This window comes from Rhodococcus sp. KRD162, from assembly GCF_017168335.1.
Taxonomy (GTDB): domain Bacteria; phylum Actinomycetota; class Actinomycetes; order Mycobacteriales; family Mycobacteriaceae; genus Rhodococcoides.
Map to the genome: position 1 here is coordinate 44,870 of NZ_JABFAU010000001.1, position 23,309 is coordinate 68,178.

Sequence of the window (23,309 nt, forward strand, 5' to 3'; positions counted from 1 at the left end):
GGTCAGCGCCCGTCGGAGATGATCTGCGCGACGTTGCGTTCGGCGAGCGCGGTGATGGTCAGTGACGGGTTGGCTGCTCCCGTGCTGCCGGGGATCAGCGCACCGTCGACGACGTAGAGCCCGGGGTGGCCCTTGACTCGGCCGTACCCGTCGGTGACGTCGCCGAGTACCGCGCCGCCGAGTGGGTGGGCGGTGAAGGTGTCGTCGACATCGCGGGTGAAGGGCTCGGCCGCGACGAGGGTTCCGCCGGCCTGAGCCATCCGATTCTGTACGGCGCGTAGGGATTCGACGGTGTCGCGACTGCCGCCCTTGGGCCAGTTCAGGGTCAAACGGTCGGTGGCAGAATCGAATCCGAAATTACCGCGCAGCGGGTCGATGGTCATACCGAGCGAGCCGATGAAGCCGAGATTGACCGGAACGCCTGGGACGTACCAGTTCTCGACGGTCAGCGGAAGGCCGGTGTCGTCGACGATGCGGGAGGCGCACGGCGCTCCCTGCGGTCCGGCGGACATCGGGCCGAGCGATCGTGTCATCGAGGCGTCGCCGTTGGTACCCCAGCCGGTGCCGACGAATTCGTTCAGGTTCCCCAGCGCTCCGGTGGTGCGGGCGCGCATCAGCAGTTCGGTGGTGCCGATGGATCCGGCTCCGAGGACGAGGGTGTCGCAGGTGATGGTGCGAGTTTCGAGAACGTTGCCGAAGGGGTCGAGGCGTTCGACGTCGACGCGGTAGCGGCCGCCGGATTCGGTTCCGATCGCTGCGACGCGGTGGCTGTGGCACACGGTTGCGCGGCCGGTGGCCTCGGCCTGGGGGATGTAATTCTGCGTCAGGTCGTGCTTGGCGCCGTTGGAGTTGCCGAAGGTGCTTGCGCCGACGGTGGCGGATGGGCGGGATCGGCCGGCGAGCTCGTCACGGACGATGTTCCAGTTCCAGTTGCCGTCGACGGCCTCGGGGGTGAAGCCGGCTCGGCGAGCGTGGTCGTCCCAGGTTCGCGAGTGCGCGAAGTTGGGGCTGTTGTAGATGTCCTCGGGCATCGCCGACGGCCGGAGCATGGAGCGGGCCTTGGGGTACCAGGTGGCGGCCATCTCGTCGTAGTTCAGGCGTCCGCCGAAGGAGAGGTCGAAGAACTTCTTGTCCGGGGCGATCGTCACGCCGGTGTAGACGATCGAGCCGCCGCCGACGGCGGCCCCGCGCCAGACGGAAAGGTTTTCGAAGCGGGTGGTGTCGAGCACGCCGTCGAATACGTCGACGGGACCCACGGGCATTCCGGTGATGTTGGTGAACGAACTCTGCTGCCACAGTCCGCGTCCGTCGGCGGTCATGTCTGCGGTGAAGATTTCCCGCCACGGGTCGCGGGGCCAGCGCAGTCCACGCTCGAGTACGGTCACCTGGCTGCCCGCCTGTGCCAGGCGCAGCGCCGCGGCGCTGGCACCGAACCCGGAGCCGATGACGATGACGGGGGAGTGGTCTGCTGGGCGCGGTGGGTCGGCGAACAGTTCGGGAACCAGTGACCGAATTCGTTCGGCACCGATGGGCAGTGCGCCTGCGGTGGCCGAACCCGGCATGCCGGCAGAGCTCAGCACGGGAGCGGCAGCAGCGCCGAGCATTCCGGCAGCGGCCAGCCTGAGCAGTTGCCTTCGGTTCACGAAAAGTCCCCCTACTTGACTCACGGACAGCGTTGTCGATTGTGTCGTGTTTGTGACGAGAAAGCCAACGGTTCGGTCGGAATTGAGGATGCTTCCCAGCCGGGCCTCAGGTTTGCCTGTCAGACTTCGCTCATGGTGTGGGCATCGGTGGCCGTGTTGCTGCTCGTCGCAGCGGTGACCGGCATAGTTGCGCATCTTCTCGACGCCCGATCACAGCCGATGCTCGTCGCAGCCGCGTTGGCACATGTCCTCATGCTCGCCGCTGTGCCCGGCACGGCCGCGGCCGGTATCGCGTTCGGGGGTTGGGGTGTGGCGGCCGGTCTGCTGGTGTCCGCAGGCGCCGTGGCGACACAAGTGCCGCTGCATCGGGTGCCGCTGCATCGGGCCCGCGCCGACACCGATTCCGAGGGCTCGCCGTTGACGGTGTTGCACGCCAATATCTGGCTGGGCCAGGCCGATCTGGATGCACTTGTTGCGCTCGTGGACACGCATCGACCGGATGTGTTGACGCTCGTGGAGCTGACGCCCGAGGCCGACGCGCAACTCCGCCCGAGGCTGTCCGAGCTGTTGCCGTACGTGCATGTCAGCGCTGCTGCGGGCGGCGAGGGCACCGGAATCTACAGCCGTTGTCCGCTCGTCGACCAGCAGCGCCACGACGGCTTCGTCACCGAGCTGCTCTCTGCTCGGGTGCAGATGCCGGGCCGTCCGCTGGTGTTCGCGGTGCACCCGGTGCCGCCGTGGCCGCGCGAGCCGTCGGAGTGGGTTCGTGAACTGGGTCTGTTGCGGCAACTGCTGGCGAAGATTCCCGTCGACGACGGCCCGGTGGTGGTGGCGGGCGACTTCAACGCAACGCATGATCATCGGCGATACCGTGACCTGCAGGACGGCCGGTTCGTCGATGCCGCGGTGGCGGCCGGGGCCGGGATGCTCAGGACGTACCCGGCGCACACCTGGTATCCGCCCGTCATCGCCATCGACCATGTTCTGGTGGCCGACCTGCAGGTCAGGTCCGTCGAGGTCGTGACGATTCCCGGCTCGGACCACCGCGGCATTCTGGCTCGGTTGGCGTTCGGTCCCGAACTAGGACTGCGCGGGTAATTGCTGCAGCGACCACTGGTTGCCATCGGGGTCGGCGAAGTACACGAAGGTACCCCAGCCCTCGTCCTTGGGTGGTTCGACGGTCAGGCCCACGGCGGTGAGGTGCTCGTAGGCATCCTGGGCGCTGTCGACGACCATCAGGGTTCCGGCTCCCTTGCCCGGCTCTGCCTCGGTGATGCCTTCGCCGATGACGATGGAGCAGGCCGAACCCGGGGGAGTGAGCTGAACGTATCGGATGCCGTCCCAGGGGCGCGCGTCGTGGTCGGCGTTGAAACCGATCGAGGTGTAGAAGTCCTTGGCGCGGTCGACATCGGTGACGGCGAGGGTGACGAGTTCGATCTTCATGGTGAGGTTCATGGACGATTGACGGCAATTGCGGACATATTCGGTCCGCTATAACGACTCGTCGAAGAACTTTCCGATAATTTTTCGTCCTTCCTCGGCAACGCGGGCGAGGAACTCTGCGTCCGGTGCCGTTCCCGCCGGCATGTGGGCCTCGAGCATCGATTGTTCTGCCGGGGTGAGCTCGACGTGGAACTGCAGTCCGAGGCCGCTGCCGAACCGAAACGCCTGATTGCGGTAAAGGTTGGAGCTGGCCAGCAGTTCCGCGCCCGCGGGCAGATCGAAGGTATCGGTGTGCCAGTGCACCACCGGCACTGCCGCATCCCCGAGCAACGACACACCGGCCGCGGTCGCGCCGACTTCTCCGGATCCCAGCTCCGCTACAGGTCCCGGGTACACCGCGCAGCCCTGTGAGGCTGCCAGCAGTTGCGCGCCCAAGCAGACCCCGAGCACCGGAATCTCACGTCGCAGACATTCGGAGATCAGTTCGCGTTCTGCTCGTACGTGCGGGTGAGCGAGGTCGCCCCACGCATTCATCGGCCCACCCATCACGATCAACCCGGAGATGTCCTCGGCCGTGGGTAGCGGGTCGCCGCCACTCATGCTGGCTACCGAGTGCTCGATTCCGCGCTCGATCATGACGGTCCCGATCAGGGCCGGACCCTCGATGTCGACATGTGTGATCACCCACCAACTCATGACGAGAAATATGCCCGACGCCCCGTCGGTTGTGCCAGCTGTGTTGATTTCCTTGCTGGACCGATCTCGCACTCGAACGGGTTTCGACGACGCGTCGGCGCTGCGCCATACCGTCGAACGGGCGGTACACGCCGAGCAGATCGGGATGCATCGATTCTGGGTGGCCGAGCACCACGGTGTGCCGGGCATCGCATCGGGTGCACCGGCAGTATTGGCCGCGGCGGTGGCCTCGCGGACCTCGCGTATCCGCGTCGGCTCCGGGGGAGTGATGCTGCCCAATCATCAGCCGCTGGTGGTGGCCGAGCAGTTTCTGATGTTGGAGTCGCTGTTTCCCGGCCGAATCGATCTGGGGGTCGGCCGCTCGCTGGGTTTCACCGAACCGGTGCGGGCAGCTCTGCGTCGAGATCGCGAAACCCCTGACAGTTTCGAGGCCGATATCGCCGAACTGCGTTCGTATCTGGACGGTGCGGCACCGGTGACGGCACGGCCGGCCGCCGCACCTCCGGCGATGTTCGTACTCGCGACGGGTTCCGGCCTCGAGGTGGCCGCCCGCGCCGGCCTTCCGGTCGTCCTCGGCGGCCCTGTCCTGCAGCAGGACGATCCGTCCGCGCTGTATCGCAAGCACTTTCGGCCGTCGACGGCCAATACTGAACCCCGCGTGATCGTCTCGCTCGACGTGATGATCGCAGCCGACGCGGCCGAGGCCCGCAGGCTCGCGATTCCCGAAGCGTGGGCGATGGCCAGATCGCGGCGCGAGGGCGAATTTCCGGCCTTGGAATCGGTCGCGGATATCGAGGCCTCCCGGTGGACACCGCAGACGCGCGACCGAATCGAGGCCACGTTGGCGTCGACGATTCTCGGCACCGCGACTCAGGTTCGTTCCCGGCTCGAGGAATTGGTCGAGCGCACCGGCGCGAACGAGATCATGGCGTCGACATCGACGTACGATCGCAGCGAGTTGTTCGATGCGGATGCCGCGCTCGCTCAACTGGCCGGTGCGGCCGGTTGAATTGGTGCTGTTGCCGCCAGCGCGGCGACCAGATCGCGTTGAATGTCGGTGACCGGCTCGGTGGCGTCGACCACCGCTGATACCGGTAGTCGCAGTCGGCGGTCGGCCTCGGTGCGGAACACCAATCCGGTCTTCGGGGTGCTGTCTGCTGTGCTGGAGTACAGGATCGACCAGCACTGCGGGTTCTTGAGCAGTTCGGCGCTGGCCGTGTGATCCGACGCGACGGGTGGCCCGAAGGTCAGCGGTAGGCCGCTGCGTTTCATCTCGCGCTCGATCACCCGGTGCAGCAGGATCTGTTCGCTGCGTTTGGGAAGCAGCAGGGGGTATTCGGCGAGCTGGCTCAGGCTGGGGTTGTCTGTGTCGGCCAGGGGATGTCCCTCGGGGAGAACGACGACGAGGTCCTCGGTCCACAGTTCGGTCACGTGCAACCCCGACCGTTCGACGCTGCCGCGGATGAGGGCCACTTGGCAGTCCCCTGACGTCACTGCTTCGATCTGTTCTGCGAATCGTTTCAGGACGAAGTCGATCTCGGCCTCGGGATGGCGTTCGCGTACCGAGACGATGGCGGCGATGGCATTGGCAGCGAAGGTCATGTTCCCGGTCAGGCGTAGTTGGTGTCGGCGTCGCGTCGTCAACGCCAGGGCGGATTGTTCGAGTTCCACCATGTGCCGAGCGATGGAGACCAATTGCGCTCCGACGACGGTCAATCGGACGGTTCTCGAGGTTCGTTCGAACAGTGGCTCGCCGATCTCCCTTTCCAGTTTCGCGATCTGCAGGCTGATTGCCGATTGCGAAACGTAGCAGCGTTCTGCCGCCCGGGAGAAGTTCAGTTCCTCCCCGACGGCAAGGAAGTACTTGAGCTGTCGTAGTTCCATCTGCGGCCCCTTCCATGAGCTCCACTCATAGATGCTATTTCAATTTCCGCGTTGATAGAGCGCCGGGTTCGGAGTTCCATGGAGTTGGTTCTTCGTATGGGAAAGGACTTGGGCTAGGAAAGGAAAGTGCAGTGCAAACGTACGACGTCGTCATCGTGGGATCGGGATTCGGAGCTTTGGCCGCCGCCAAGTCTCTGGGCAAGGCCGGTGTGACGTTCTCGCTGATCTCCAGCACCACCGAACACCTCTTCCAACCCCTGCTCTACCAGGCCGCCACCGGGATGCTCTCGACGGGCGAGATCGCTCCTCCGATTCGCCGCATCCTCGCGCAGTACGACTCCGCCGACGTCCGTCTGGGACGCGTCGTCGATGTCGACCCCGAGGCTCACCAGGTCACGTACATCGGTGCCGGCCAGAGCCACACCATCGGTTTCGGTCGCCTCATCGTCGCAACCGGTGCCACGCAGGCGTACTTCGGCCGCGACGAGTTCAAGGACCGCACGTACGCGCTCAAGACGGTGGACGATGCGATCGCACTGCGCGAGCAGATTCTGAGCTGCTACGAAACCGCGCACACGACCACCGATCCCGATCTCCGCACAGAGCTGCTCAGCTTCGTCGTGGTCGGAGCAGGCGCGACGGGCGTCGAGCTCGCAGGCCAGATCCGGGATCTCGCGCACCGCTACTTTGCCGGATCGTTCCCCGATATCGACCCGGATGACGTCACCGTCACCCTCGTCGACGGTGTCGACGAGGTGCTGCCCGCATTCGGCGGAAAACTCAGCGCGTACGCCCGCACGAAGCTCGAGAAGTCGGGCGTCGATGTCGTCACCGGGGCGATGGTCACCGATATCGCCGACGACGTCGTCACCGTGCAGGACGTCGAGACCAAGGCTGTGCGAACCTATCCGGCCAAGACGGTCATCTGGTCGGCAGGCGTTCAGGCCAGTGATCTGGCGGCCACGGTCGCCGAGCGCACCGGCTGCGAGACCGACCGTGCCGGACGCCTTCTCGTGCACGACGACCTGACGGTCGGCTCGGCGAAGGACATCTTCGCGATCGGCGATGTGACCTCGTTGCACAAGTTGCCCGGCCAGTCGCCGGTCGCGATGCAGCAGGGTCGCCACGTGGCCAAGATGATCATCGGAAAGGTCGACGCGGGAACCGCGTTCGAGTACACCGACAAGGGCAGTATGTCGATCGTCGGCCGGTTCAGTGCCGTGGCACGATTGTTCGGCAAGGTCGATATGTCGGGACCGATCGCGTGGCTCATGTGGCTCGCCGTACATCTGATGTACCTCGTCGGATTCCGCAATCGATATGTGGCGGTGGTGTCCTGGATGACCTCGTACATCGGTGACAAGCGTCCGCACTTCCAGTACACCGACAAGTCGGCGTCGATGGAGGATCCGGCAGTTACGGCATCCGATGAAGACGAGCGCAGAGCGGCCTAGCTGCTTACCAGGCCGTTGCGGTAGGCCCAGATCACCACGTGCACTCGGGTATTGACGTCGAGTTTGCGGCAGATATTGCCGATGTGGGTCTTCACCGTGCTCTGTTCGAGATGGAGGGATCGGGCAATCTCGCTGTTGCCGAGCCCCTGGGCCAACAGCTGCACCACCTCCATCTCGCGCGCGCTCAGATCATGCTGCGGTGCGGTCGAACTCGGGGCGCGGGTGCCGCGGCGAGCGAACTCGCTCATCAACCGCGGCGTCAGTCGTGGTGAGAGCGCAGCCCCACCGCCTGCCACGGTCACCACGGCCGCGGCCAATTCCTCCGGGTCGGTGTCCTTGAGCAGGAATCCGGACGCACCGATATCGAGAGCTGCGAACACGTATTCGTCGAGGTCGAACGTGGTGACGACGATGACGCGTACGCCGTCGAAGCGAGCAAGTATCTCGCGGGTCGCAGTAAGCCCGTCGCCGTTAGGCATCCTGATGTCCATCAGCACCACGTCGGGTCGCAGCGCCGATACCTGTTGAACAGCATGCGTTCCCGAGTGTGCGTGCCCGAGCACCTCGATGTCGGGACTGCCGGCGAGGAACAGCTCGAACCCCTGCCGCACGACGGGTTGGTCGTCGGCAATGAGGACGGTGATCATGCCGATGCCTGCCGCAGCTGAGAGATCTTGCCGCCGATGGGTAGCCGAGCGTGCACGGTCCAGGTCGATTCGTCGGCAGACAATGCGGCGTCGAGGGTTCCGCCGAGCAGGGCAGCACGCTCCCGCATTCCTGGGATGCCGAACCCCTGTCCCTGAGAATCGGATTGGACGGAGCTGCCTGTTTCGACAGTGTTGGCGACTGTCACCTCGATGGTCGAGGAAAGTTCCGTGACCTGAACGCGTACCGCGCATCTCGGTGCGTGGCGGCGGGCATTGGACAGCGCTTCCTGAACGACGCGGTAGCACGTCAATTGCACCCCACTGTCGATCTCGGCTGTCTGTCCGGTGATGTCGATGTCGATGGAGGCGAACGAGATCGCAGACTGTTCGATCAACTCGGGGATATCGGAGATCATCGGCTGCGGAGCGCTGTCGACCAGGTTGCCCGGGCGCAGGATCCCGACGATTTGACGCAGGCTGTCGAGGGTGCGCTGGCCGTGTCCGATTGCACCGGTGAGCAGTTCGCGGGCCTGATCGGGATCCGTCGCGATGAGCGTCTTCGATGCCTTGGCCGAAATGAGCATGCCGGTCAGGTGATGGGCGGCGACATCGTGCAGTTCGCGGGCCATGGCGCGGCGTTCGTTGTGGACAGCGGCGTCCAGTCGTTCTCGGTGTTCCGATTCCGCACGGTCCAGTGCCGCCTCGCTCTCGAGTTCCTGGGCCCGGTTCCGGGCGATGTACTTACCGAGTGCGACGAGGACCGTGTAATTGATGGCGAGGTTCGCCACCTGCTCGGCGACGACACCGATAGTGCCTCCGGGGCCGGCCGCCGCATCAGGGAAGGACAGGCGAGTGTCGACGCTGACGAGGATCTCGAGGGTCAACCCGAGGGCGATAGGGGCGAACAGCCGCACACCGGTCACTCGAATCGCCAAGGCCGCGATGGCGAACCAGTACAGCGGGGTGAACCCCAGAGTGCGGTCCGGGAGAACGAGAATCAGCGCCACGCTGATGGCCACCACTGTCAGATACGACGAGACGGGAAATCTCCTGCGCACACACGTCACCGCGGTCATCGCCAGCAGGGCAGCGATACTCGCGGCGACGAGCAGTGGGTTGCCGAGCAGTTCGTCGCGCGTATCACCGACCATGCCCGTGGAAAGTTGGAATCCGGCGTAGACGAGGGTGGCGAGCAACATCTCGATCGGAAGCACCACGGGGTTGCGTGGCCGCCAGGCGGGACGAAACGTGCTCCACCAACGCGTACCACCGAGTGTCACAGCCGACTCCGTTCTCCTGCCGCGTCTTGGGAACCCGTCTTCTTCGATCCCAGCACCCACAGCGGTCCGGTCACGAACCAGAAGAACGTGATGACTCCGAGCGGTGTGATCACGGTCTTCAACGCTGCTGCCTGCTCCGAGTCTGCCACGGTGTACGCGAGTCCGTAGGTGATCACCAGCGCGATCGCGGCGGCGCACAGCCATTTCACGAATCCGCGGATCTCGTTGCGATAGGCCTGTGGACCGGCTTTGGGAGGCTTGACCGGTGCCGGTCCGCCTGCGAACCGGTGGGCGAAGCGGACGTCGAGCCACGCCACCGTGGAGTGCGCGAACACCACGGTCCAGCCGAGGTAGATCCCGGCGAGTCGGTGCGCGAATTCGACCTCGCCGCCTCTGTGTAGGTCGAGAGCCACTGCGGCCACGAGGATGATGTCGAGGACCGGGAGCAATGCCAGCGTGATGGTGCTGGCGCGCCGCATCCGCGCCACGTAGCGCAGGCACAGTCCGCCGATCACCAGCACCCAGAAGCCGATCTCGCAGACTGCGATCGTGAGCAGAATCGGATTGTTCATGGGGTCCATGTCACCGCAGCCGATGCCTCACGAGATACCCCCGGCGTGGCGTCGTAGCTGGTGGTTCGGTAGAAGGTACGACGCCGGGCTCCACCGAAAGTCGTAGCGCTCCATGTCGGGCGATCGGCGGGTTAGGCTCGTCGACGTGATCCACCGCAGTCTTTTCGGGCACAGGGTTGCCGCGCGTCAGCCGAAGATCTTCTGGCTCTTTCTCGCTTTTGCAATCGTCGCGACGGGCGTGATCGTCGTGGAGTCGCGTGCACCCGACGCGACCGAGGTCGCGCTTCCCGAAACGCCCGGGACGAGTGCGTTCAGTGCGGTGTCCGACGATCGGAGCGATCCACCAACGGAAATTCCCGGGTGTGCAACAGTTCTCGCTCCCGACAATTCCGCAGTAGCTTTCGTGGTCGATGAAGGCAGTTACGACGATCCTCGCTATCCGTGGTTGTCCGGGCGTAAGGCAACTGCTCTGTCCGACGCACTTGCGTCCGCATTGCCGAACGACACAACCATCGAGTTCGCTGCGCCGGGCAGCGCCCTGTTTCTTACCGAATCGGCACTTCGTTTCGGTCCCGTTCAAGGTCCCTCGCGCAGTAGTTCGGTGGACGACCCGTCGTTCTTCGCGAGCTCGAATGCGGCCGGACTGCTGATCCGCAACGGCCGGGGCGTCGACCTGAATGTGTCGCTCTCTCAATCGAAGCGCGGTGCACCGTCCTGCATCGGTGGGAATCTCGATCGCAGACAGGTGTTGGCCGACGGTACGGTCGTCGACACCAAGGAGTCCACCGGCGACGTCGCCGGTAGAACTGCGGTGATCAGGACGGTATCCGCGTACGCACCGGACGGAACGACTCTGTCCGTCAACGCAAGTCAATTCGTGTCCTCGGACGAAGTGATGTCGATGGAAGACCTGGTGACTGTTGCCTCGTCGAGCGATCTGCGCATCGACGCACCCATACCGCCCGGCACTCGCCCGGCACCTCGGCCCTGCAGCGGTACTGGCACCGCTCAGGATGGACCCGCTGTCACGTGGTCCGATGCCGACCGTATCGGTCGGGCATTGGAACATGCTCGTATCCGAGCGTTGCGGGCCGTCATCGCATTCGAGCAGCCGCTGACCCCGATGCAACGAGGTTCGTTCACCGACGACACGTTGTGCACGTCCGGAACGATCATGACGCCGGGTTCGGAAGGGGTTCTGAGCGTCTCGATCACAGGAGGGCAGCCGCTTCCGGAGATTCCCGACCGGTACGACCCGGCTGCCGATCGTTCGGTCGACACAGTCCGCTTGCCGGACGGATCGATCTCGGAGCGCTCGAAGCGCGGGGCTCGGACCGTCACTGTCACCCGGCCGTCGGGCACTCGTGTTCGGATCTCGTCGACGTCCGCGGGTGATCTCATCACCATCGGCAATCTCGAGTCCATCGCAACTGCACCGGGTTTGGACCTGTGAGCATTCGGTGGCCGGTCTGGGCCGCGGGAGCTGTGGCACTGGTGACCGTCGTTGCTGCGGTGATCGTCGTCGCGCAGGATGACCCTGTGCCTGCGGTTGCGACTGCGCCGAACGCGGCGACCACGACGACCACGGCGACCAAGGTGGTTCCCCGTTCGCCCGAGGTCCAGTGGTCCAGATCGGCCGAGGATGTGTACGGCCGCGAGTTCGCGAAGTTCGGTGATCTGGCTCTGGGGAACCGATTCCATTCCGGTTCAGCATCATTCATCGATGCGGGCCAGGTGTACATCACCTCCGTGGGTCTGCCGGATCCTGCCAACGGAAACTTCGACGCGCCCGCGATGGTGGGACTCGCGGCCGGAGATGGGTCCACCGTGTGGCGGCGCGACGACATTCGTGTCGACTCCTGCGCCGAGCAGCTTCTGGCCGGATCCCTGGTCTGCCTGTCGGACGACGAATCGGAGAGCCCGGAATCGACGATCGTCCTGGTGAACGCCATGACCGGTGCGGACCGCTCCGTTCGGGTGCCGTACCCGATCATCGCCATGGGGACCGACGGATCTTCTCTCTATTCGGTCAATTCCACTGTGGCACCTGGAGGTTACGAGGGCGCGCCGCAGCTTCAGAAGGGTTCCGCGGACGATCTCGGGCGTGAGTGGGTCACCGAGTTTCCCGGCCAGGCGCTCTATGCGGGTTTGCCGAGTTCGGCGATCACCGTCGACGGCTCCTATGGCCTGGGACGCTTCGGCCCCACGGCAATAGGATTCGACTCGGCTTCCGGTGTAATCACCTGGTATCGGGGGTATCCCAACATCTGCATCCAGCAACCGCACCGGGTGCAGCCGGCATTGGTGATCATGACCGAGTTGGTGTGTTCGCAGTCCGAATCGTTCACCGGCACCGCCGCGGTCACTTACGATGGTCGAGTTCTGGCCAGGTCGTCGACGCCGATCTATCCTTTTCCCGAGATCGACGCTCCCGCTGACCTGTCGCTGCCGATGATTGTCGGTGACACCGCGTTCGACCGTTCGACCGGAGCGTTCGCCTGGTCGAGTCCGCTGTTGGCGTCGACCAACGGGGTGGCCGTCGCCGGTGACGTGGTGATCGCGCGGGCCCCCGGCACCGCGCACGTGAGCGCCCTCGACCTGCGAACCGGCGCAGTCCGGTGGGAGAACGATCCTGGTGACTACTATCCGATTACCGCGTACGCCGATGGTCTCGCGTACTTCACCGTCGGCGGCACCGTCGAGTCGATTGCACTCGATGACGGTTCGACTCGACGCCGGGTCGAGATCGAGCCGACACCGGACCGTTTCAGCCGCGAACCGTCCCTCGGATCGCGGGTGACGCAATCCGGCGATCGCCTCGTGTACTCGTCCACGGCCCACCTTGCCCTCGTCGACCGATAGCCGAACGCGCTACTGTGGAACTACACATACAGGACAGCGCACCCACGATCAGGGAGTCCACCATGGCAGGCAAGAAGATCGACAGAGTCCATGCACAATCTGCATTGGAGACGGTTCGCGAAAATCCCGGAATCGCACTGATCGCCGCTGCGCCCGCGTTGGTGGTGTTGGCAGTGGTGTGGTGGTTGCTCGGATTCCCCGCGGCGTTGATTCTGTTGATCGCAGCGGGTGGTGCCGGCTATCTGTATCTCAGAAACCGTTAGTCGTCTCAGGAACCGTTAGTCGTCTCAGGATCCATTAGTCGGTTTCGGCGCGGGGGATACAGAACTCGGTGATCGTGGCCGATCCGGCAGCCATCTCTGCCCAGGACTGCTCGGTGGTGAGCACCGCAATCGCGGACGTAGGGAAGCGATGTCGGACCTCGCGGGCCAGGTCGGTGTCGTCGTCGGTCGCCAATTCGAGTGCTGTCCAGGGGATTCCCGGTTCGTGTCCGACGACCAACAGCGTCGAGACGGCCACGTCGTCGAAATAGGTGTCCGCAAGACGGATCTCGTCGATGATCTCGTCCGCCGACCCGCCGTAGATGTCTCGCTCGAATCGAGTGGGCGCATCGCCCAGCCCGGTTGCGGCCAAGGTTTCTCGGGTGCGTAGGGCGGTCGAGCACAGGACTGCATCGACGGTGCCGACGTGCTCGCTGATCCAGGCTCCGGCGAGTCCGGCCTCGCGTTGGCCGCGCGGTGCCAGGGGACGCTCGTGGTCGGGAATTCCGTCGGGGTAGCCGGATTTGCCGTGCCGCATCAGCACGAGGGTCCTAGTGGTCGCCATGCTGTCCACCGTAAACGGTCAGAGCGTGCGAATCGGTTAGAACGTCCACCGGTTCCGGGAAGACGAATCGGCGCATCGCCCACCATCGAAATGCGGTCGCCAACAGGGTGCCGATGATGGAACCACTGACGAAGTCCGCGATGTTCTCGGTGAGGAAGGACACGTTGGGAGCACGGAGATCCAGCACGTAACTCGACGCCCAGAGCGGGAGTTGGTTGATCGCCAGGCCGGTTCCGGCGACGATGAAGAAGAGCGCTGCCTCATGGTGTCGACGACGTCCGCCGCGGGCTGTGAAGGACCATTCGCGGTTGAGGATGTAGGACACGATCGTCGCGATCAGAACGGCCAGAACGTTCGCCGTCACAGGCTTGTCCTGCAGGATCGTCCACTTCAGGCCGAAGAACAGGACGACGGTCACGACGAAGGTGATCGCTCCCACGATGAGGAACTTCAGGGCCTCCGCGTGCTTGACGAGGGGCTCGAGCCATCGCTGGGGAACGTGGTCGGTGAGGCGGTCGGACACATGCATCCCATCGACGTTACCTCGAGTAAGGGATTGGGTTCGCCGGTGAACGATAGGCTCGCGGCGTCATGAACAGAGCCCGCTTGTCCGTCCTGGTGGTCTTCTTCGTCAACGGCGCGGTGTTCGCGAACTGGGCTCCCCGCATTCCGGAGATACAGAACGCGTTGTCGATCGATGTCGCGACGCTCGGGCTCGCATTGACCGGAGTCGGTCTCGGCGGGCTCGCGGCCGCGCCCCTGGCGGCCTCGCTGGTTCGACGGTTCGGCAGTCGGTGGGCGATTCTGGCCTCGGGCTTGCTGTTGTGCTCTTCGTTCGTGCTCCCCGCAGTGGCCGTCTCGTGGTGGACGCTGCTTGCCGCGCTGGTGCTGCTCGGCGGTGCGGACTCGGTGATGGACATTTCCATGAACGCGCAGGGCGTGCTCGTCGAGGAACGCCTTGGTAGATCGGTGCTGAGCAGCTTCCATGCTGCGTGGAGCGTCGGTGCCGTGGTCGGGGGAGTCACCGGTGCGGCGGCGGCAGGCGTCCGGATGCCGGTAGCTGCGCACTTCGGCTTGGTGGCTGTGGTGCTGGGGGCGGTCCTGGCTGCAGTCGGGCGGGGCCTGCTGGGCCCGGAACCCGTCGCGCCCACATCCGATGTCGACCGCGACGTGCCGCAGGTGGTCGTCCGTCCCACCGCCGCGCTGGCGATGCTCGGTGTCGTCGTACTGCTCGCGGGTTTGATGGAGGACTTTCCGCAGTCGTGGAGCGCTGTCTACATGACGACGGAAGAGGGCGCGGGTCCCGGCTCGGCGGGTATCGCATTCGTAGCCTTCTCGGCGGCGATGCTGATCGGCCGGTTGGTCGGAGATCGGATCGTCGATCGGTTCGGGCCGTCCGCGGTGTTGACGGGTGGCGCGTCTGTGGTCGCCGTGGCTTTCCTCGTCATCCTGGGGGTGTCGAGTCTCGCCGCGGATCTACCGGTACTGGTCATAGCGGCCTTCGCCCTTGCAGGTCTGGGCTCGAGTCCGCTGTTTCCTGTCGTCTTCAGCCTGGCCGGGCGGCTCCCGGGTATGTCCTCGGCCGCGGCCATCTCGGTCGTCTCGCTGGTCTCACGCATCGGTTTTCTTCTGGCACCGTTGGCGGTCGGTCACGTCGTGGACGCGTCGGGCTTCGGACCGGTGCTGGCTGCTATCGCAGCGGCCGGTGTCGTCGTTGCGGTGATCGGCTGGTGTTACGGCCGCAGATTCCCCATCGATACCGATCAGAGCCGCGACCGAAGATAGGTGCGCAACGACTGTCGTACCTCCTCGGCTGCAAACTGGTCGGGATATGTCACTGCCTGCAGAGTCAGCCCATCGATGAACGTGTGCAGTTCGGCGGCAGCGTGTTCGTCCGCGGCGCGGACGAATGTGAAGGCGGGAGAGCCCGGTCGATCGAGATCGTGCAGGTGTGCCCACGCGAGCCGGCACAGGTACCGACTGCCGAACCATCCTGCCGTCTTGAGGGCGGCGAGTCGTTCGTCGAATCGGGCTCGCACGATCGCTTCCAGCCAGACCGACGCTTCGGCTCGGCGGTCCTCGTCGAGTGGTAGCAACTCTTCGAGCACGCGGATTGCGCGTACGTGGCCGTCACCGTCGGTCGGGTGCGTCTCCAAGCGATGTACGACGCGTTGCGTCATGGCCTCGGCCGCGAACAGGACGAGTTCTCCTTGGTCGGAGAAGTAGTACCGCAGTGACCCGGGCGAGACTCCGGCTTCGGCGGCAACGCTGCGCACCGTCGCCCCGTTCATCCCGGCTCGTTCGATGACGCGCCACACCGCAGCGACGATCTCGGCCCGGCGTGCGTCGTGGTCGACGATCTTCGGCATCGGTCTGTTCTAGCACGAGAAAATCTTTTTGATACAAGTGTGCTTTCAAGTGATACGGTACAGCTGTGTTAATTAAGCTGACGGGGCTGGCGTTGGTGGACAGCATCGGTGTCGGCACTCTTGCGGTTCCGCTGTGGATGATGCTGCGGCCGTCGTTCCGGGCGCGGGTCGTTCTGCTGCATCTGACTGTGTTGGGACTGATCTACCTCGGGGTCGGTATCGCCGTGTGGGCAGGCACCGATGGGCTGAGCGTGGCGCTTCCCGGCAACGCGTGGATTCGCTTGGCGGTGGGGCTTGTGGTTGTGGCCACGGGGCTGGTCTGTGACCGTCGGCGGCGGGGTGAGGGCAGGACGTGGTGGACGCGGCCCCCTAGGGGTGTTCGCGGGGTGGTGCTGCTCGCTGCGGTTGTGGGCGCGGTGGAGGTGGCGACGATGCTGCCCTACTTCGTGGCGATCGACACCGTGGGCGAGGCCGGACGGGGATGGGGCGTCTCGGCGCTGCTGCTCGCGGGTTACGTGCTGGTGACACTCGCGCCGGCGCTCGTCCTGCTCGCAATCAGAGTATTTGCGCAAGAACATGTTTCGTCGATCATTCCCGCGCTGCTCCGGTGCGTGGATCGCTGGAACGGGGGCTTGACGGCAACGGTGTTGCTCGTGGTGGGCGCACTACTGGCCGCGGATGCGGCACTCGAACTGAACCTGGTCTGACCTGACTGTGATCCGAATCGATGAAGGGCAAGCGATGAAAGCAAGAGATGCGGGCAGTATCGCCATGATCGTGGCCGGAGCTGTGCTGGCGCTGTTCTTCTGGGACCTGCGGGTGTTGTGGTTTCAGGGCGGCCCGATCGGCTGTCTCCTGTTGGTGCTCGCGACGGTCGACGTATGGGATTCGCGTCGCGGCACCCCGAAGCAGGGACTGCTTGCGGAACTGCGAGACGACGTCGTCGGCACGAAAGACTCGAGCGATGAGTCCGGGCGTGACACTCGTCCGTGACCGGTGCCGCCGACTCGGGTCGCCTGTACGGTACTGAATTCTCGGCGCAGCCGTGATAAACAAGCTGTTCGGCGATGCTCTACCGAACGGAATGGTGGTGACCTGGTGACGACCGGTGTCGACGCGGGGTCCGCTACTCGCTCGCCTCGGCGTGGTCTGGCCGCAGCAGGCACTGTCGTGATGGTCCTCGGTCTCGTGGCCGGTTGGGTCTTCGTCTACTTCATCGGCCTGGTGGGTGCGCTGTGGCGATTCCGTGAACCGAATGCCTCGCCGCCCACCCTCACGCTGTCGGACCAATGGATGGACCTTGCGGTCGGTCTCGCGCAGGTGGCCGTCGGGGCTGTCGCGATTGCGGCTGTGTACCTCGTGCGTCGCCGAACCTTGCCTTCGGTGTTGCCGCCGCGTCGCGGCACCGCGTTCGAGGCGGCCATCACCTGGTGTGCGGCAATCGGGGCCGCGTCCGTGTTGTTGCTCGTGTTGTCGCGGATGGATGTGTTGCGGTTCAGCTTCTCCGTACCGGCTTCGGTCGAATCCGATTGGCTTGCAGTGCTTTCGGCGCTCACCGTGGGTTTGCGTGAGGAGCCGATCCTGGTGGCCCTCCCGGTGCTGCTGCTTGTGGGCAGGGTGCCGATCTGGGCGATCGTGGCGTTGTCGGCGTGCATGCGGGGCCTTCTCTACCTGTACTTCGGCGGCGGCGGCTTCCTGTGGGCGCTGTGCTGGGGCGCGGCCGCGGTGTGGGTGTTCTATCGCTACCGGCGGCTGTGGGTATTGATCGTGGTGCACGGGTTGGTGATGAACGTCCAGGTCTTCGATCGAGTGATCCCGTCCGAGAACGCAGCGACGATCATGCAGTGGGTCAACATACTGATCCTGTTCACTGCGCTGTTGTGGTGGCTGACTCCCAGAGCGCTCGAGGCGTTTCTGCCGAACACGGTATCCGTGCGGTACAGCGAGTTGACAGCCGAGATGACGCCCGTGGTGGCCGAGGTCGTGCTCGATCCGAAGAAGCTCGATCCTGGTAGCGGCGATCCGGGTGTGCGTAGAAGCGGACCGCCGGTCACGTCCTGACCATGCGGGCATTGAGGCAGTCCCACTCCGGGTCCAGCACTGTGGTGCCGTCCAATTCGAAACGATGCTTGCGATAGAACGCGATGGCGCGCTCGTTTCCTGCAGCCAGCCACAGATACGCGGGTTCGTCTGTGCCGCCGATCACGTCGGTCATCAGGTCCGTTGCGATTCCGGTGCCGTGGTGCTCGGGCACCACGTTCAGTGACCACAGTTCGGTCGACGCAGGCGCATCGAGGTCGCGTGGTGGGCCGCCGGTGGCGAAACCGACGATGCGCGCATCGCTGGAGTCGACGGCGCACCGGGTCCGCACACCGCGGCTCGATTCTTCGTCGCGGCGGGCGATGATCCGTTCCCATCGTTCGATGCGATCGCAGGGGCGTATCGCATCGAGCTTGGCGCTGTTCATCATTCCCGCATACGTGGCCTTCCAGATTGCCACGTGCGCAGTGCCGAGTTGCTCTTCGTCGCCCGGTCGGACGTCACGGATCGTGTAGCTGGCCACGGTTGTAGTTATACCGATACGGGGGTCGATCGGTCGTCGGAATTTCTTGTCGTACCCCTCTCGTACTATCGAATGTATGTTCGATACGGGTGGGTGGGGAGCGGCGCAGGCACCGCTGGTCGATGACTGCATTGCAGGGTTTCTCGACGTCATCGCGCTCAACCGTGTCAACGAGAACCTTGCCCGCGCGGCGACTGTGCTCGCGTACTGCGATGTGCTCGAGATGCGCCTCGAGGCGGCCGAAGCCGCCGGCGGCGATCCGGGCGAGACCGTCCGCGGTGCCCTGTGCGATCTGGCGTGACGATGACCAAAACGCGTCACGATGCGTCCGTGGTGCACGATGTCGCGGAGCGTCTGCATCGAATGCCGTTGACTGCCTTGCGTTTCGTGACCGGCAGCTTCGACTGGTCGACGGTGGTCACCATCACCTCGGTCTTGCATCGTGCCAGTGACGAGACGATCGCGAACCTCGAATTCGAGGTGTGTGCATCGGGTGGTCGAATGCGTCCGCAGGCGCTGCGCAATCGGATCTGGCGGCTGTGGACGAAGGCCGATCCGATCGGTGCCGCAGCGGCCCATGAGACCGCGAAGTCCGAGGAGCTCGGAGTGAGAGTCGACCGCACCGGTCCGGGCGGGATTGCGTCGCTCATCGCGAAGATCACCGATCTCGAAGCTGCGGAAGCCGACGCACTCATCGTCGAGATCGTCGGGACGGTCTGCACGGGCGACCCACGGTCGACGGGTGCGTTGCGGGCCGCGGGTCTGATGGCGTTACTGCACGGCGAGCATTCGCTGGCGTGTCAGTGCGATCGCGGCGACGACTGCCCGGTGGCGGGCGCTGTCGACGATATTCCTCCTCGGTGCGGGCATCTCCTCCAGATCGTGGTGGCGGTGGAGACGCTACTGGGACTGTCCTCGGAGCCCGCGACCCTTGCCGACGGGACGCCCATCGACCCCGAAGTGGCGCGCATCGTCGCCACTGACGCGAAGTGGCAGGCGCTGCTGACCGAGCTGGTCGAGATGGTCAAGCCCGAACGAAAAGACACGGGCGACGACGGATTTGGCAATGGTGGCCCAGACGACGGTGGTCCGGACGGCGACGGTGGTCCAGACGGCGGTGGTCCAGACGGCGGTGGTCCGGATTGTGGTGGTCCAGACGACGTCGGCGGTCCTCGTCACGGCGGCACCACGGGCAACCCGGACAGCCCAGCCCCGGCGCGCCCCGGAGGTCCTTCCTTCTCCGACGTCGACCATGCCGGCTCACTCGGCGGCGAAGGGTCGAGTGTGCAGTCGAATTCGTTCGGATCGTTCTCTGCGGCGGTGCCGTCGGTGTTGCGTCGGGTGGTCGGCATGGGTCGGGTGCGAGGTCCCGCCCAGCTTCCGTCCGTGCGTCTTGTGGGTGCCCACTGTCTCCCACCTGCGGTCCCGCTACCGGGGGAGGAGTCTGTCCGCGATGGGCTCGTCGCACGGTGGCTTGCATGGATCGCCGAACGGCCCGAGCGTGCTCGCGGTATCTTTCCCGACGGTCACGGCGGTGAGTTCGCTCCGTCGAAGTCGGCGATCACGTATCGGCCCGGTGCCCGCGTCGCCGCGTTCGTTCGTGCTGCGTATCGCACGTGTACGTTCCCCAACTGCGACGTGCCGGCGGCCCGGTGTCAGATCGATCATCTGGTTCCCTTCGATCACGACGATCCGGGGCGCGGCGGCTGGACGATCGTGACCAATCTTCAGCCGGTGTGCGTGTTCCATCATCAGGCCAAGACCTCGGGGGCGTGGTCGGCGGTGATGCTCGCCGACGGCGCGATTCTGTGGTCGAACTCCCTCGGTCTGCGCACAGTCACGTTGCCGGAGTTGTCCATCGCGGCTCCCCGCCTATCGCGCCGACGGCGAAAGGCCTCGTCCAGGCCGGGAGCGAGGCCGGTCGAACCCACCCGCTGGGAGCTCGACTACAGCGGGTGTATACCTCCGACGCTCGACGACTGTCGCTCTGCAGCAACAGATATCGATCGAAGAAGGTTGGCGGAGAGACGGCGTGCCTACCTCGAACACTGTCGCGTCGTCCACGCGCGCGTTCGATACGACCGCACCCGATACGACCCTCCGCCGTTCTGACGGCAACTCGCGCAGGTGTGATCGAGCCTGCAGACCTGCTACCTTGAACGCCGTTCAAGTCTTTGGGGGCAGCGCGCTGCCCCACTCCTCGAGGAGCCACCCGTGTCCGATGTCGACAGCAATACTCGCCCGCCGAGCCGTAAGGTCAGCCGAATGAACGTCTCTGCCCGCGACATGGCACAGATCGCAGTGTTCGCGGCGCTCATCGCCGCCCTCGGTCTGCCGGGATCGATCACGGTCGGATTCTCGGGCGTCCCCATCACCCTCCAGACCCTCGGCATCATCCTGTGCGGCGCGATCCTCGGTGCCCGTAAAGGCACGGCCGCGGTCCTGGTGTTCCTCGCGCTGACCATGATCGGCCTGCCCCTGCTGGCAGGCGGACGTACCGGGTTGTCGGCGATGGCCGGGCCCACCGTCGGCTACCTGATCGGCTGGATTCCTGCCGCATTCCTGATCGGCCTACTCACCGCACGCATCCTGCCCAAGTACTCGATTCCGCTCGGTCTGCTGATCAACGCGGTCGGCGGCATCCTCGTCATCTACGTGTTCGGCATCATCGGACTGTTCCTACGCACCGATGTCGGGTTCTGGGCCGCCATCACCTCCAACGGCCCGTTCCTGCCCGGTGACGTTGCCAAAGTCGTCGTCGCCACCGTCGTGGCCAAGAGCGTGCATCGTGCGTACCCCGGTCTGATCACGAAGTGACCGTCGAGCTGGGAGGGAGAGGGAGTGACACCGCCATCGTCTGGGCGGGTCGCACCCTCACCTACGCCGAACTCGACGCAGCCGTCGAGCAGTGGCCTCACCTCCCGGTGCACGGCGCTCGATCCCACAGCGTTCGATCCCACGACGCATCAGCGCTCGATCTGCCCGATGTGTTGATCTGCGTTTTCGCAGCAGCGCGGCAGGGGAGCGCGGTGCGAGTCGAGGACCCGGCCACCCGTCCCGAACGCCCTGCGCACCCCGATCCTGACGCGTTCCTGCTGGTGGCGACCTCCGGTTCCACCGGCCGCCCGAAACCGCTCGCTCGCACGGCCGAGTCGTGGGCCGACAGTTTCCCCGAGTTCACCGACATCACCGGGATCCGCCCCACCGACACCGTGTTGATCACCGGGCCGCTGCACGCCACGATGCATCTGTTCGCCGCGGTGCACGCACTGTGGCTGGGGGCCTGCGTCACCGATGACCCGGCCGAGGCCACCGCAGTGCACGCTGTGCCTGCAGTGCTCCGCGAGGTGGTCGGCCGAATGCCGCGCGCTCGGCTCGCGGTGTCGGCAGGAGCCGGCCTCGGCTCAGCTGCGGAGCAGGCGATCTCGACACGCGGAATCCGACTCGTCGAGTACTACGGCTCGGCAGAACTGTCGTTGGTGGCCACGCGCGTGGTGGGCGAACATTCTGCGCTGCGTCTGCTTCGGGAGGTCGAAGCACGCACCGAGGACGGCTACCTGTTCGTTCGATCGCCGTACGCCGCGCTCGATGCGCGCGGCTGGTTCGGCGTCGGTGATCTGGCCGAACTGAACGGCACCGAACTCCTCGTCCACGGACGCGGGGATGCAGCGATCAACGTGGGCGGAACCACCGTGATCGCCGAGGACGTGGAGAACATCTTGACCGCGCTCGACGGTGTCCGGGCTGCGGCCGCGATCGGTACACCACATGCGGTACTCGGCGAAACGGTCTGCGCTGTGATCGAACTCGACGGAACCCGCGAGCTCGACCTCGTTCGCGCCGAGGCTCGCGCAGTCATGGCCAAGGAAGCGTTGCCGCGACGGTGGACGGTGGTGCAGCAGTTGCCCCGCACCGCGAGCGGCAAGATCGCACGAGGGGCCCTGCAGTGACTGTGCCGGTCATCGTTGCGGCGAAACGCACGGCAATCGGCATCGCCGGGCATGGCTTCGCCGAGGTCACTGCCCCGAACCTCGCCGGACCGGTGTTGAAAGCGGTTGCAGAACAAGTAAGTTCGATCGACAGCCCGATCGACGACGTGATCCTCGGCAACTGCCTCGGTCCCGGCGGCGACCTCGCGCGGGTCTCGTCGCTGCTCGCGGGTCTCGGAGTCGGCGTTCCCGGAGTCACCGTCGATCGGCAGTGCGGATCGGGGCTCGACGCCGTCGTGCAGGCCGCGTCGCGTATCCGCGCCGGCGACGAGACGCTGATTCTGGCCGGCGGCGTCGAATCGGCAAGCACCAGCCCGTGGCGATTCTGGCCACCGGTGGACGGCGCAGACCCGGTCCGCTACACGCGAGCGCCGTTCGCTCCACACGGCTTCGAAGACCCGGACATGGGTGTGGCCGCGGACGACCTCGCGCGAATCCGCGGTATCGGGCGCGAACGCCAAGATGCCTACGCGGCGCGGTCGTTCGCGCGCGCGGCGGCCTGCGACTTCTCGGCCGAGATCGTCACGGTGAACGATGTCGCACGCGATGAGCGCATCCGCCCCAACATGACCGTCCAGCGGCTCGGCAGGCTCCGCCCCACGTTCACCCCCGACGGCACGGTGACGGCGGGTAACTCGTGCGGAATATCGGATGGCGCAGCGGTTCTGGCCCTCACCACGGCCGAGCGGGCAGCTGGGATGTCTGCGTTGCGTGTTCTCGGCAGTGCGGTCGCAGGGTCCGATCCGGCTCTTCCCGGCCTCGGCCCGGTACCGGCGATCGAGAAGCTGCTCGCCCGGACCGGGGTGCGTCCCGCAGACATCGACACGATAGAGATCACCGAGGCATTCGCATCGGTGGTACTCGCGGTCTCGGACGAGTTGGGTCTCGACGAAGAGCGGATCTGCCCGGAGGGTGGAGCCATCGCGATGGGTCATCCGTGGGGTGCATCGGGTGCGATTCTGCTGGTGCGGTTGGCGTCACGAATGCTGCAATCGAACGGTCCGGCACTGGGATTGGCAGCCTGCGCCATCGGCGGCGGGCAAGGTATAGCGATGTTGGTGGAGCGAGTGGCATGAGCAGGA

Annotated in this window: 26 protein-coding genes; 15 read left to right on the plus strand and 11 right to left on the minus strand. The window is 65.3% G+C overall.

From position 1 onward, the window contains the following. Positions 1-2: 2 nt before the first annotated feature. Complete coding sequence (locus tag J1M87_RS00220) at positions 3-1,643, minus strand: GMC oxidoreductase (protein ID WP_206486681.1); 1,641 nt, start codon at positions 1,641-1,643, stop codon at positions 3-5. 132 nt (positions 1,644-1,775) lie between these two features. On the opposite strand from J1M87_RS00220, the gene J1M87_RS00225 reads away from it, so the two are divergent. Next, positions 1,776-2,741 carry an endonuclease/exonuclease/phosphatase family protein gene (locus J1M87_RS00225; protein ID WP_206486682.1) on the plus strand — a complete coding sequence of 322 codons (966 nt, stop codon included), beginning with the start codon at positions 1,776-1,778 and terminating at the stop codon, positions 2,739-2,741. On the opposite strand, the gene J1M87_RS00230 is transcribed toward J1M87_RS00225, so the two are convergent. Together J1M87_RS00230 and J1M87_RS00235 are read right to left on the minus strand one after the other, a co-directional pair. After that, positions 2,724-3,086: a VOC family protein gene (locus J1M87_RS00230; RefSeq protein ID WP_241256169.1), complete on the minus strand. Its 363-nt coding sequence runs from the start codon at positions 3,084-3,086 to the stop codon at positions 2,724-2,726. The two genes, J1M87_RS00225 and J1M87_RS00230, sit on opposite strands and share 18 nt — an antisense overlap. Positions 3,087-3,134: 48 nt before the next feature. Then, positions 3,135-3,782 carry a type 1 glutamine amidotransferase gene (locus J1M87_RS00235; protein ID WP_206486684.1) on the minus strand — a complete coding sequence of 216 codons (648 nt, stop codon included), beginning with the start codon at positions 3,780-3,782 and terminating at the stop codon, positions 3,135-3,137. 40 nt (positions 3,783-3,822) lie between these two features. Here J1M87_RS00235 and J1M87_RS00240 point away from each other — a divergent pair, with 40 nt between their 5' ends. Beyond that, positions 3,823-4,791, plus strand: coding sequence for an MsnO8 family LLM class oxidoreductase (locus J1M87_RS00240; protein WP_206486809.1), 969 nt, complete (start codon positions 3,823-3,825; stop codon positions 4,789-4,791). On the opposite strand, the gene J1M87_RS00245 is transcribed toward J1M87_RS00240, so the two are convergent. Beyond that, entirely contained in the window at positions 4,767-5,666 is a 900-nt protein-coding gene (locus J1M87_RS00245; protein WP_206486685.1) for a LysR substrate-binding domain-containing protein, read from the minus strand. The genes J1M87_RS00240 and J1M87_RS00245 overlap by 25 nt on opposite strands. A gap of 131 nt (positions 5,667-5,797) precedes the next feature. On the opposite strand from J1M87_RS00245, the gene J1M87_RS00250 reads away from it, so the two are divergent. Beyond that, positions 5,798-7,120 (plus strand): NAD(P)/FAD-dependent oxidoreductase, encoded by a 1,323-nt coding sequence (locus J1M87_RS00250; protein ID WP_206486686.1) that lies wholly within the window; start codon positions 5,798-5,800, stop codon positions 7,118-7,120. Here the strand turns inward: J1M87_RS00250 and J1M87_RS00255 are convergent. Genes J1M87_RS00255 through J1M87_RS00265 form a run of 3 tightly spaced genes read right to left on the minus strand, consistent with a single transcriptional unit; the run spans position 7,117 to position 9,619 of the window. Beyond that, positions 7,117-7,767 carry a response regulator transcription factor gene (locus J1M87_RS00255; protein WP_206486687.1) on the minus strand — a complete coding sequence of 217 codons (651 nt, stop codon included), beginning with the start codon at positions 7,765-7,767 and terminating at the stop codon, positions 7,117-7,119. The genes J1M87_RS00250 and J1M87_RS00255 overlap by 4 nt on opposite strands. Continuing rightward, positions 7,764-9,047: a sensor histidine kinase gene (locus J1M87_RS29195; RefSeq protein ID WP_206486688.1), complete on the minus strand. Its 1,284-nt coding sequence runs from the start codon at positions 9,045-9,047 to the stop codon at positions 7,764-7,766. Before J1M87_RS29195 ends, J1M87_RS00255 begins: the two co-directional genes overlap by 4 nt. After that, positions 9,044-9,619: a hypothetical protein gene (locus J1M87_RS00265; RefSeq protein WP_307830697.1), complete on the minus strand. Its 576-nt coding sequence runs from the start codon at positions 9,617-9,619 to the stop codon at positions 9,044-9,046. Before J1M87_RS00265 ends, J1M87_RS29195 begins: the two co-directional genes overlap by 4 nt. A gap of 145 nt (positions 9,620-9,764) precedes the next feature. Here J1M87_RS00265 and J1M87_RS00270 point away from each other — a divergent pair, with 145 nt between their 5' ends. The 3 genes from J1M87_RS00270 (at position 9,765) to J1M87_RS00280 (ending at position 12,744) form a co-directional block, all read left to right on the plus strand. Next, complete coding sequence (locus J1M87_RS00270) at positions 9,765-11,072, plus strand: hypothetical protein (RefSeq protein WP_206486690.1); 1,308 nt, start codon at positions 9,765-9,767, stop codon at positions 11,070-11,072. Further along, complete coding sequence (locus J1M87_RS29200; RefSeq protein ID WP_206486691.1) at positions 11,069-12,481, plus strand: PQQ-binding-like beta-propeller repeat protein; 1,413 nt, start codon at positions 11,069-11,071, stop codon at positions 12,479-12,481. The genes J1M87_RS00270 and J1M87_RS29200 overlap by 4 nt, the downstream gene beginning before the upstream one ends. A gap of 62 nt (positions 12,482-12,543) precedes the next feature. Next, positions 12,544-12,744 carry a membrane protein gene (locus tag J1M87_RS00280; RefSeq protein WP_027498199.1) on the plus strand — a complete coding sequence of 67 codons (201 nt, stop codon included), beginning with the start codon at positions 12,544-12,546 and terminating at the stop codon, positions 12,742-12,744. Positions 12,745-12,778: 34 nt separating this feature from the next. Here J1M87_RS00280 and J1M87_RS00285 read toward each other — a convergent pair whose 3' ends face one another. Both J1M87_RS00285 and J1M87_RS00290 read right to left on the minus strand, forming a co-directional pair. Next, positions 12,779-13,306 (minus strand): histidine phosphatase family protein, encoded by a 528-nt coding sequence (locus J1M87_RS00285; RefSeq protein ID WP_206486692.1) that lies wholly within the window; start codon positions 13,304-13,306, stop codon positions 12,779-12,781. Continuing rightward, positions 13,293-13,835 (minus strand): GtrA family protein, encoded by a 543-nt coding sequence (locus tag J1M87_RS00290; RefSeq protein WP_206486693.1) that lies wholly within the window; start codon positions 13,833-13,835, stop codon positions 13,293-13,295. Before J1M87_RS00290 ends, J1M87_RS00285 begins: the two co-directional genes overlap by 14 nt. A 62-nt stretch (positions 13,836-13,897) precedes the next feature. Between J1M87_RS00290 and J1M87_RS00295 the strand changes: the two genes are divergently transcribed. Continuing rightward, positions 13,898-15,091, plus strand: coding sequence for an MFS transporter (locus J1M87_RS00295; RefSeq protein WP_206486694.1), 1,194 nt, complete (start codon positions 13,898-13,900; stop codon positions 15,089-15,091). Here the strand turns inward: J1M87_RS00295 and J1M87_RS00300 are convergent. Continuing rightward, positions 15,070-15,675 carry a TetR/AcrR family transcriptional regulator gene (locus J1M87_RS00300; RefSeq protein ID WP_206486695.1) on the minus strand — a complete coding sequence of 202 codons (606 nt, stop codon included), beginning with the start codon at positions 15,673-15,675 and terminating at the stop codon, positions 15,070-15,072. The two genes, J1M87_RS00295 and J1M87_RS00300, sit on opposite strands and share 22 nt — an antisense overlap. A 65-nt stretch (positions 15,676-15,740) precedes the next feature. Here J1M87_RS00300 and J1M87_RS00305 point away from each other — a divergent pair, with 65 nt between their 5' ends. The 3 genes from J1M87_RS00305 to J1M87_RS00315 all read left to right on the plus strand — a co-directional run bounded on the left by J1M87_RS00305 (position 15,741) and on the right by J1M87_RS00315 (position 17,736). Next, positions 15,741-16,382: a GAP family protein gene (locus J1M87_RS00305; RefSeq protein ID WP_206486696.1), complete on the plus strand. Its 642-nt coding sequence runs from the start codon at positions 15,741-15,743 to the stop codon at positions 16,380-16,382. A 34-nt stretch (positions 16,383-16,416) separates the two neighbouring features. Beyond that, positions 16,417-16,668, plus strand: a complete 252-nt coding sequence (locus J1M87_RS00310; protein ID WP_206486697.1) for a hypothetical protein — start codon at positions 16,417-16,419, stop codon at positions 16,666-16,668. A gap of 105 nt (positions 16,669-16,773) precedes the next feature. After that, positions 16,774-17,736: a CPBP family intramembrane glutamic endopeptidase gene (locus J1M87_RS00315; protein WP_206486698.1), complete on the plus strand. Its 963-nt coding sequence runs from the start codon at positions 16,774-16,776 to the stop codon at positions 17,734-17,736. On the opposite strand, the gene J1M87_RS00320 is transcribed toward J1M87_RS00315, so the two are convergent. Beyond that, a complete protein-coding gene (locus tag J1M87_RS00320) occupies positions 17,726-18,238 on the minus strand; it encodes a GNAT family N-acetyltransferase (protein WP_206486699.1) in 513 nt (170 codons plus the stop codon). The two genes, J1M87_RS00315 and J1M87_RS00320, sit on opposite strands and share 11 nt — an antisense overlap. Positions 18,239-18,314: 76 nt before the next feature. Here J1M87_RS00320 and J1M87_RS00325 point away from each other — a divergent pair, with 76 nt between their 5' ends. The 5 genes from J1M87_RS00325 (at position 18,315) to J1M87_RS00345 (ending at position 23,303) form a co-directional block, all read left to right on the plus strand. Beyond that, positions 18,315-18,539, plus strand: a complete 225-nt coding sequence (locus J1M87_RS00325; RefSeq protein ID WP_206486700.1) for a hypothetical protein — start codon at positions 18,315-18,317, stop codon at positions 18,537-18,539. A gap of 2 nt (positions 18,540-18,541) precedes the next feature. After that, positions 18,542-20,350 carry an HNH endonuclease signature motif containing protein gene (locus J1M87_RS00330; RefSeq protein WP_206486701.1) on the plus strand — a complete coding sequence of 603 codons (1,809 nt, stop codon included), beginning with the start codon at positions 18,542-18,544 and terminating at the stop codon, positions 20,348-20,350. A 174-nt stretch (positions 20,351-20,524) separates the two neighbouring features. Continuing rightward, complete coding sequence (locus J1M87_RS00335; protein WP_374222341.1) at positions 20,525-21,055, plus strand: biotin transporter BioY; 531 nt, start codon at positions 20,525-20,527, stop codon at positions 21,053-21,055. Next, positions 21,052-22,188, plus strand: a complete 1,137-nt coding sequence (locus tag J1M87_RS00340; RefSeq protein WP_206486702.1) for a class I adenylate-forming enzyme family protein — start codon at positions 21,052-21,054, stop codon at positions 22,186-22,188. The genes J1M87_RS00335 and J1M87_RS00340 overlap by 4 nt, the downstream gene beginning before the upstream one ends. Beyond that, positions 22,185-23,303 carry a thiolase family protein gene (locus tag J1M87_RS00345; protein WP_206486703.1) on the plus strand — a complete coding sequence of 373 codons (1,119 nt, stop codon included), beginning with the start codon at positions 22,185-22,187 and terminating at the stop codon, positions 23,301-23,303. The genes J1M87_RS00340 and J1M87_RS00345 overlap by 4 nt, the downstream gene beginning before the upstream one ends. Positions 23,304-23,309: the final 6 nt, after the last annotated feature.

What these genes read in the sequence shown, in the direction of transcription:
- J1M87_RS00265 (WP_307830697.1), bottom strand. Translation starts at nt 9,619, where the DNA reads ATGAACAATCCGATTCTGCTCACGATCGCAGTCTGCGAGATCGGCTTC.
- J1M87_RS00245 (WP_206486685.1), bottom strand. Translation starts at nt 5,666, where the DNA reads ATGGAACTACGACAGCTCAAGTACTTCCTTGCCGTCGGGGAGGAACTG.
- J1M87_RS00255 (WP_206486687.1), bottom strand. Translation starts at nt 7,767, where the DNA reads ATGATCACCGTCCTCATTGCCGACGACCAACCCGTCGTGCGGCAGGGG.
- J1M87_RS00230 (WP_241256169.1), bottom strand. Translation starts at nt 3,086, where the DNA reads ATGAAGATCGAACTCGTCACCCTCGCCGTCACCGATGTCGACCGCGCC.
- J1M87_RS00300 (WP_206486695.1), bottom strand. Translation starts at nt 15,675, where the DNA reads ATGCCGAAGATCGTCGACCACGACGCACGCCGGGCCGAGATCGTCGCT.
- J1M87_RS00225 (WP_206486682.1), top strand. Translation starts at nt 1,776, where the DNA reads ATGGTGTGGGCATCGGTGGCCGTGTTGCTGCTCGTCGCAGCGGTGACC.
- J1M87_RS00290 (WP_206486693.1), bottom strand. Translation starts at nt 13,835, where the DNA reads ATGCATGTGTCCGACCGCCTCACCGACCACGTTCCCCAGCGATGGCTC.
- J1M87_RS00285 (WP_206486692.1), bottom strand. Translation starts at nt 13,306, where the DNA reads ATGGCGACCACTAGGACCCTCGTGCTGATGCGGCACGGCAAATCCGGC.
- J1M87_RS00280 (WP_027498199.1), top strand. Translation starts at nt 12,544, where the DNA reads ATGGCAGGCAAGAAGATCGACAGAGTCCATGCACAATCTGCATTGGAG.
- J1M87_RS00310 (WP_206486697.1), top strand. Translation starts at nt 16,417, where the DNA reads ATGAAAGCAAGAGATGCGGGCAGTATCGCCATGATCGTGGCCGGAGCT.
- J1M87_RS00325 (WP_206486700.1), top strand. Translation starts at nt 18,315, where the DNA reads ATGTTCGATACGGGTGGGTGGGGAGCGGCGCAGGCACCGCTGGTCGAT.
- J1M87_RS00330 (WP_206486701.1), top strand. Translation starts at nt 18,542, where the DNA reads ATGACCAAAACGCGTCACGATGCGTCCGTGGTGCACGATGTCGCGGAG.
- J1M87_RS00235 (WP_206486684.1), bottom strand. Translation starts at nt 3,782, where the DNA reads ATGAGTTGGTGGGTGATCACACATGTCGACATCGAGGGTCCGGCCCTG.
- J1M87_RS00295 (WP_206486694.1), top strand. Translation starts at nt 13,898, where the DNA reads ATGAACAGAGCCCGCTTGTCCGTCCTGGTGGTCTTCTTCGTCAACGGC.
- J1M87_RS00335 (WP_374222341.1), top strand. Translation starts at nt 20,525, where the DNA reads ATGGCACAGATCGCAGTGTTCGCGGCGCTCATCGCCGCCCTCGGTCTG.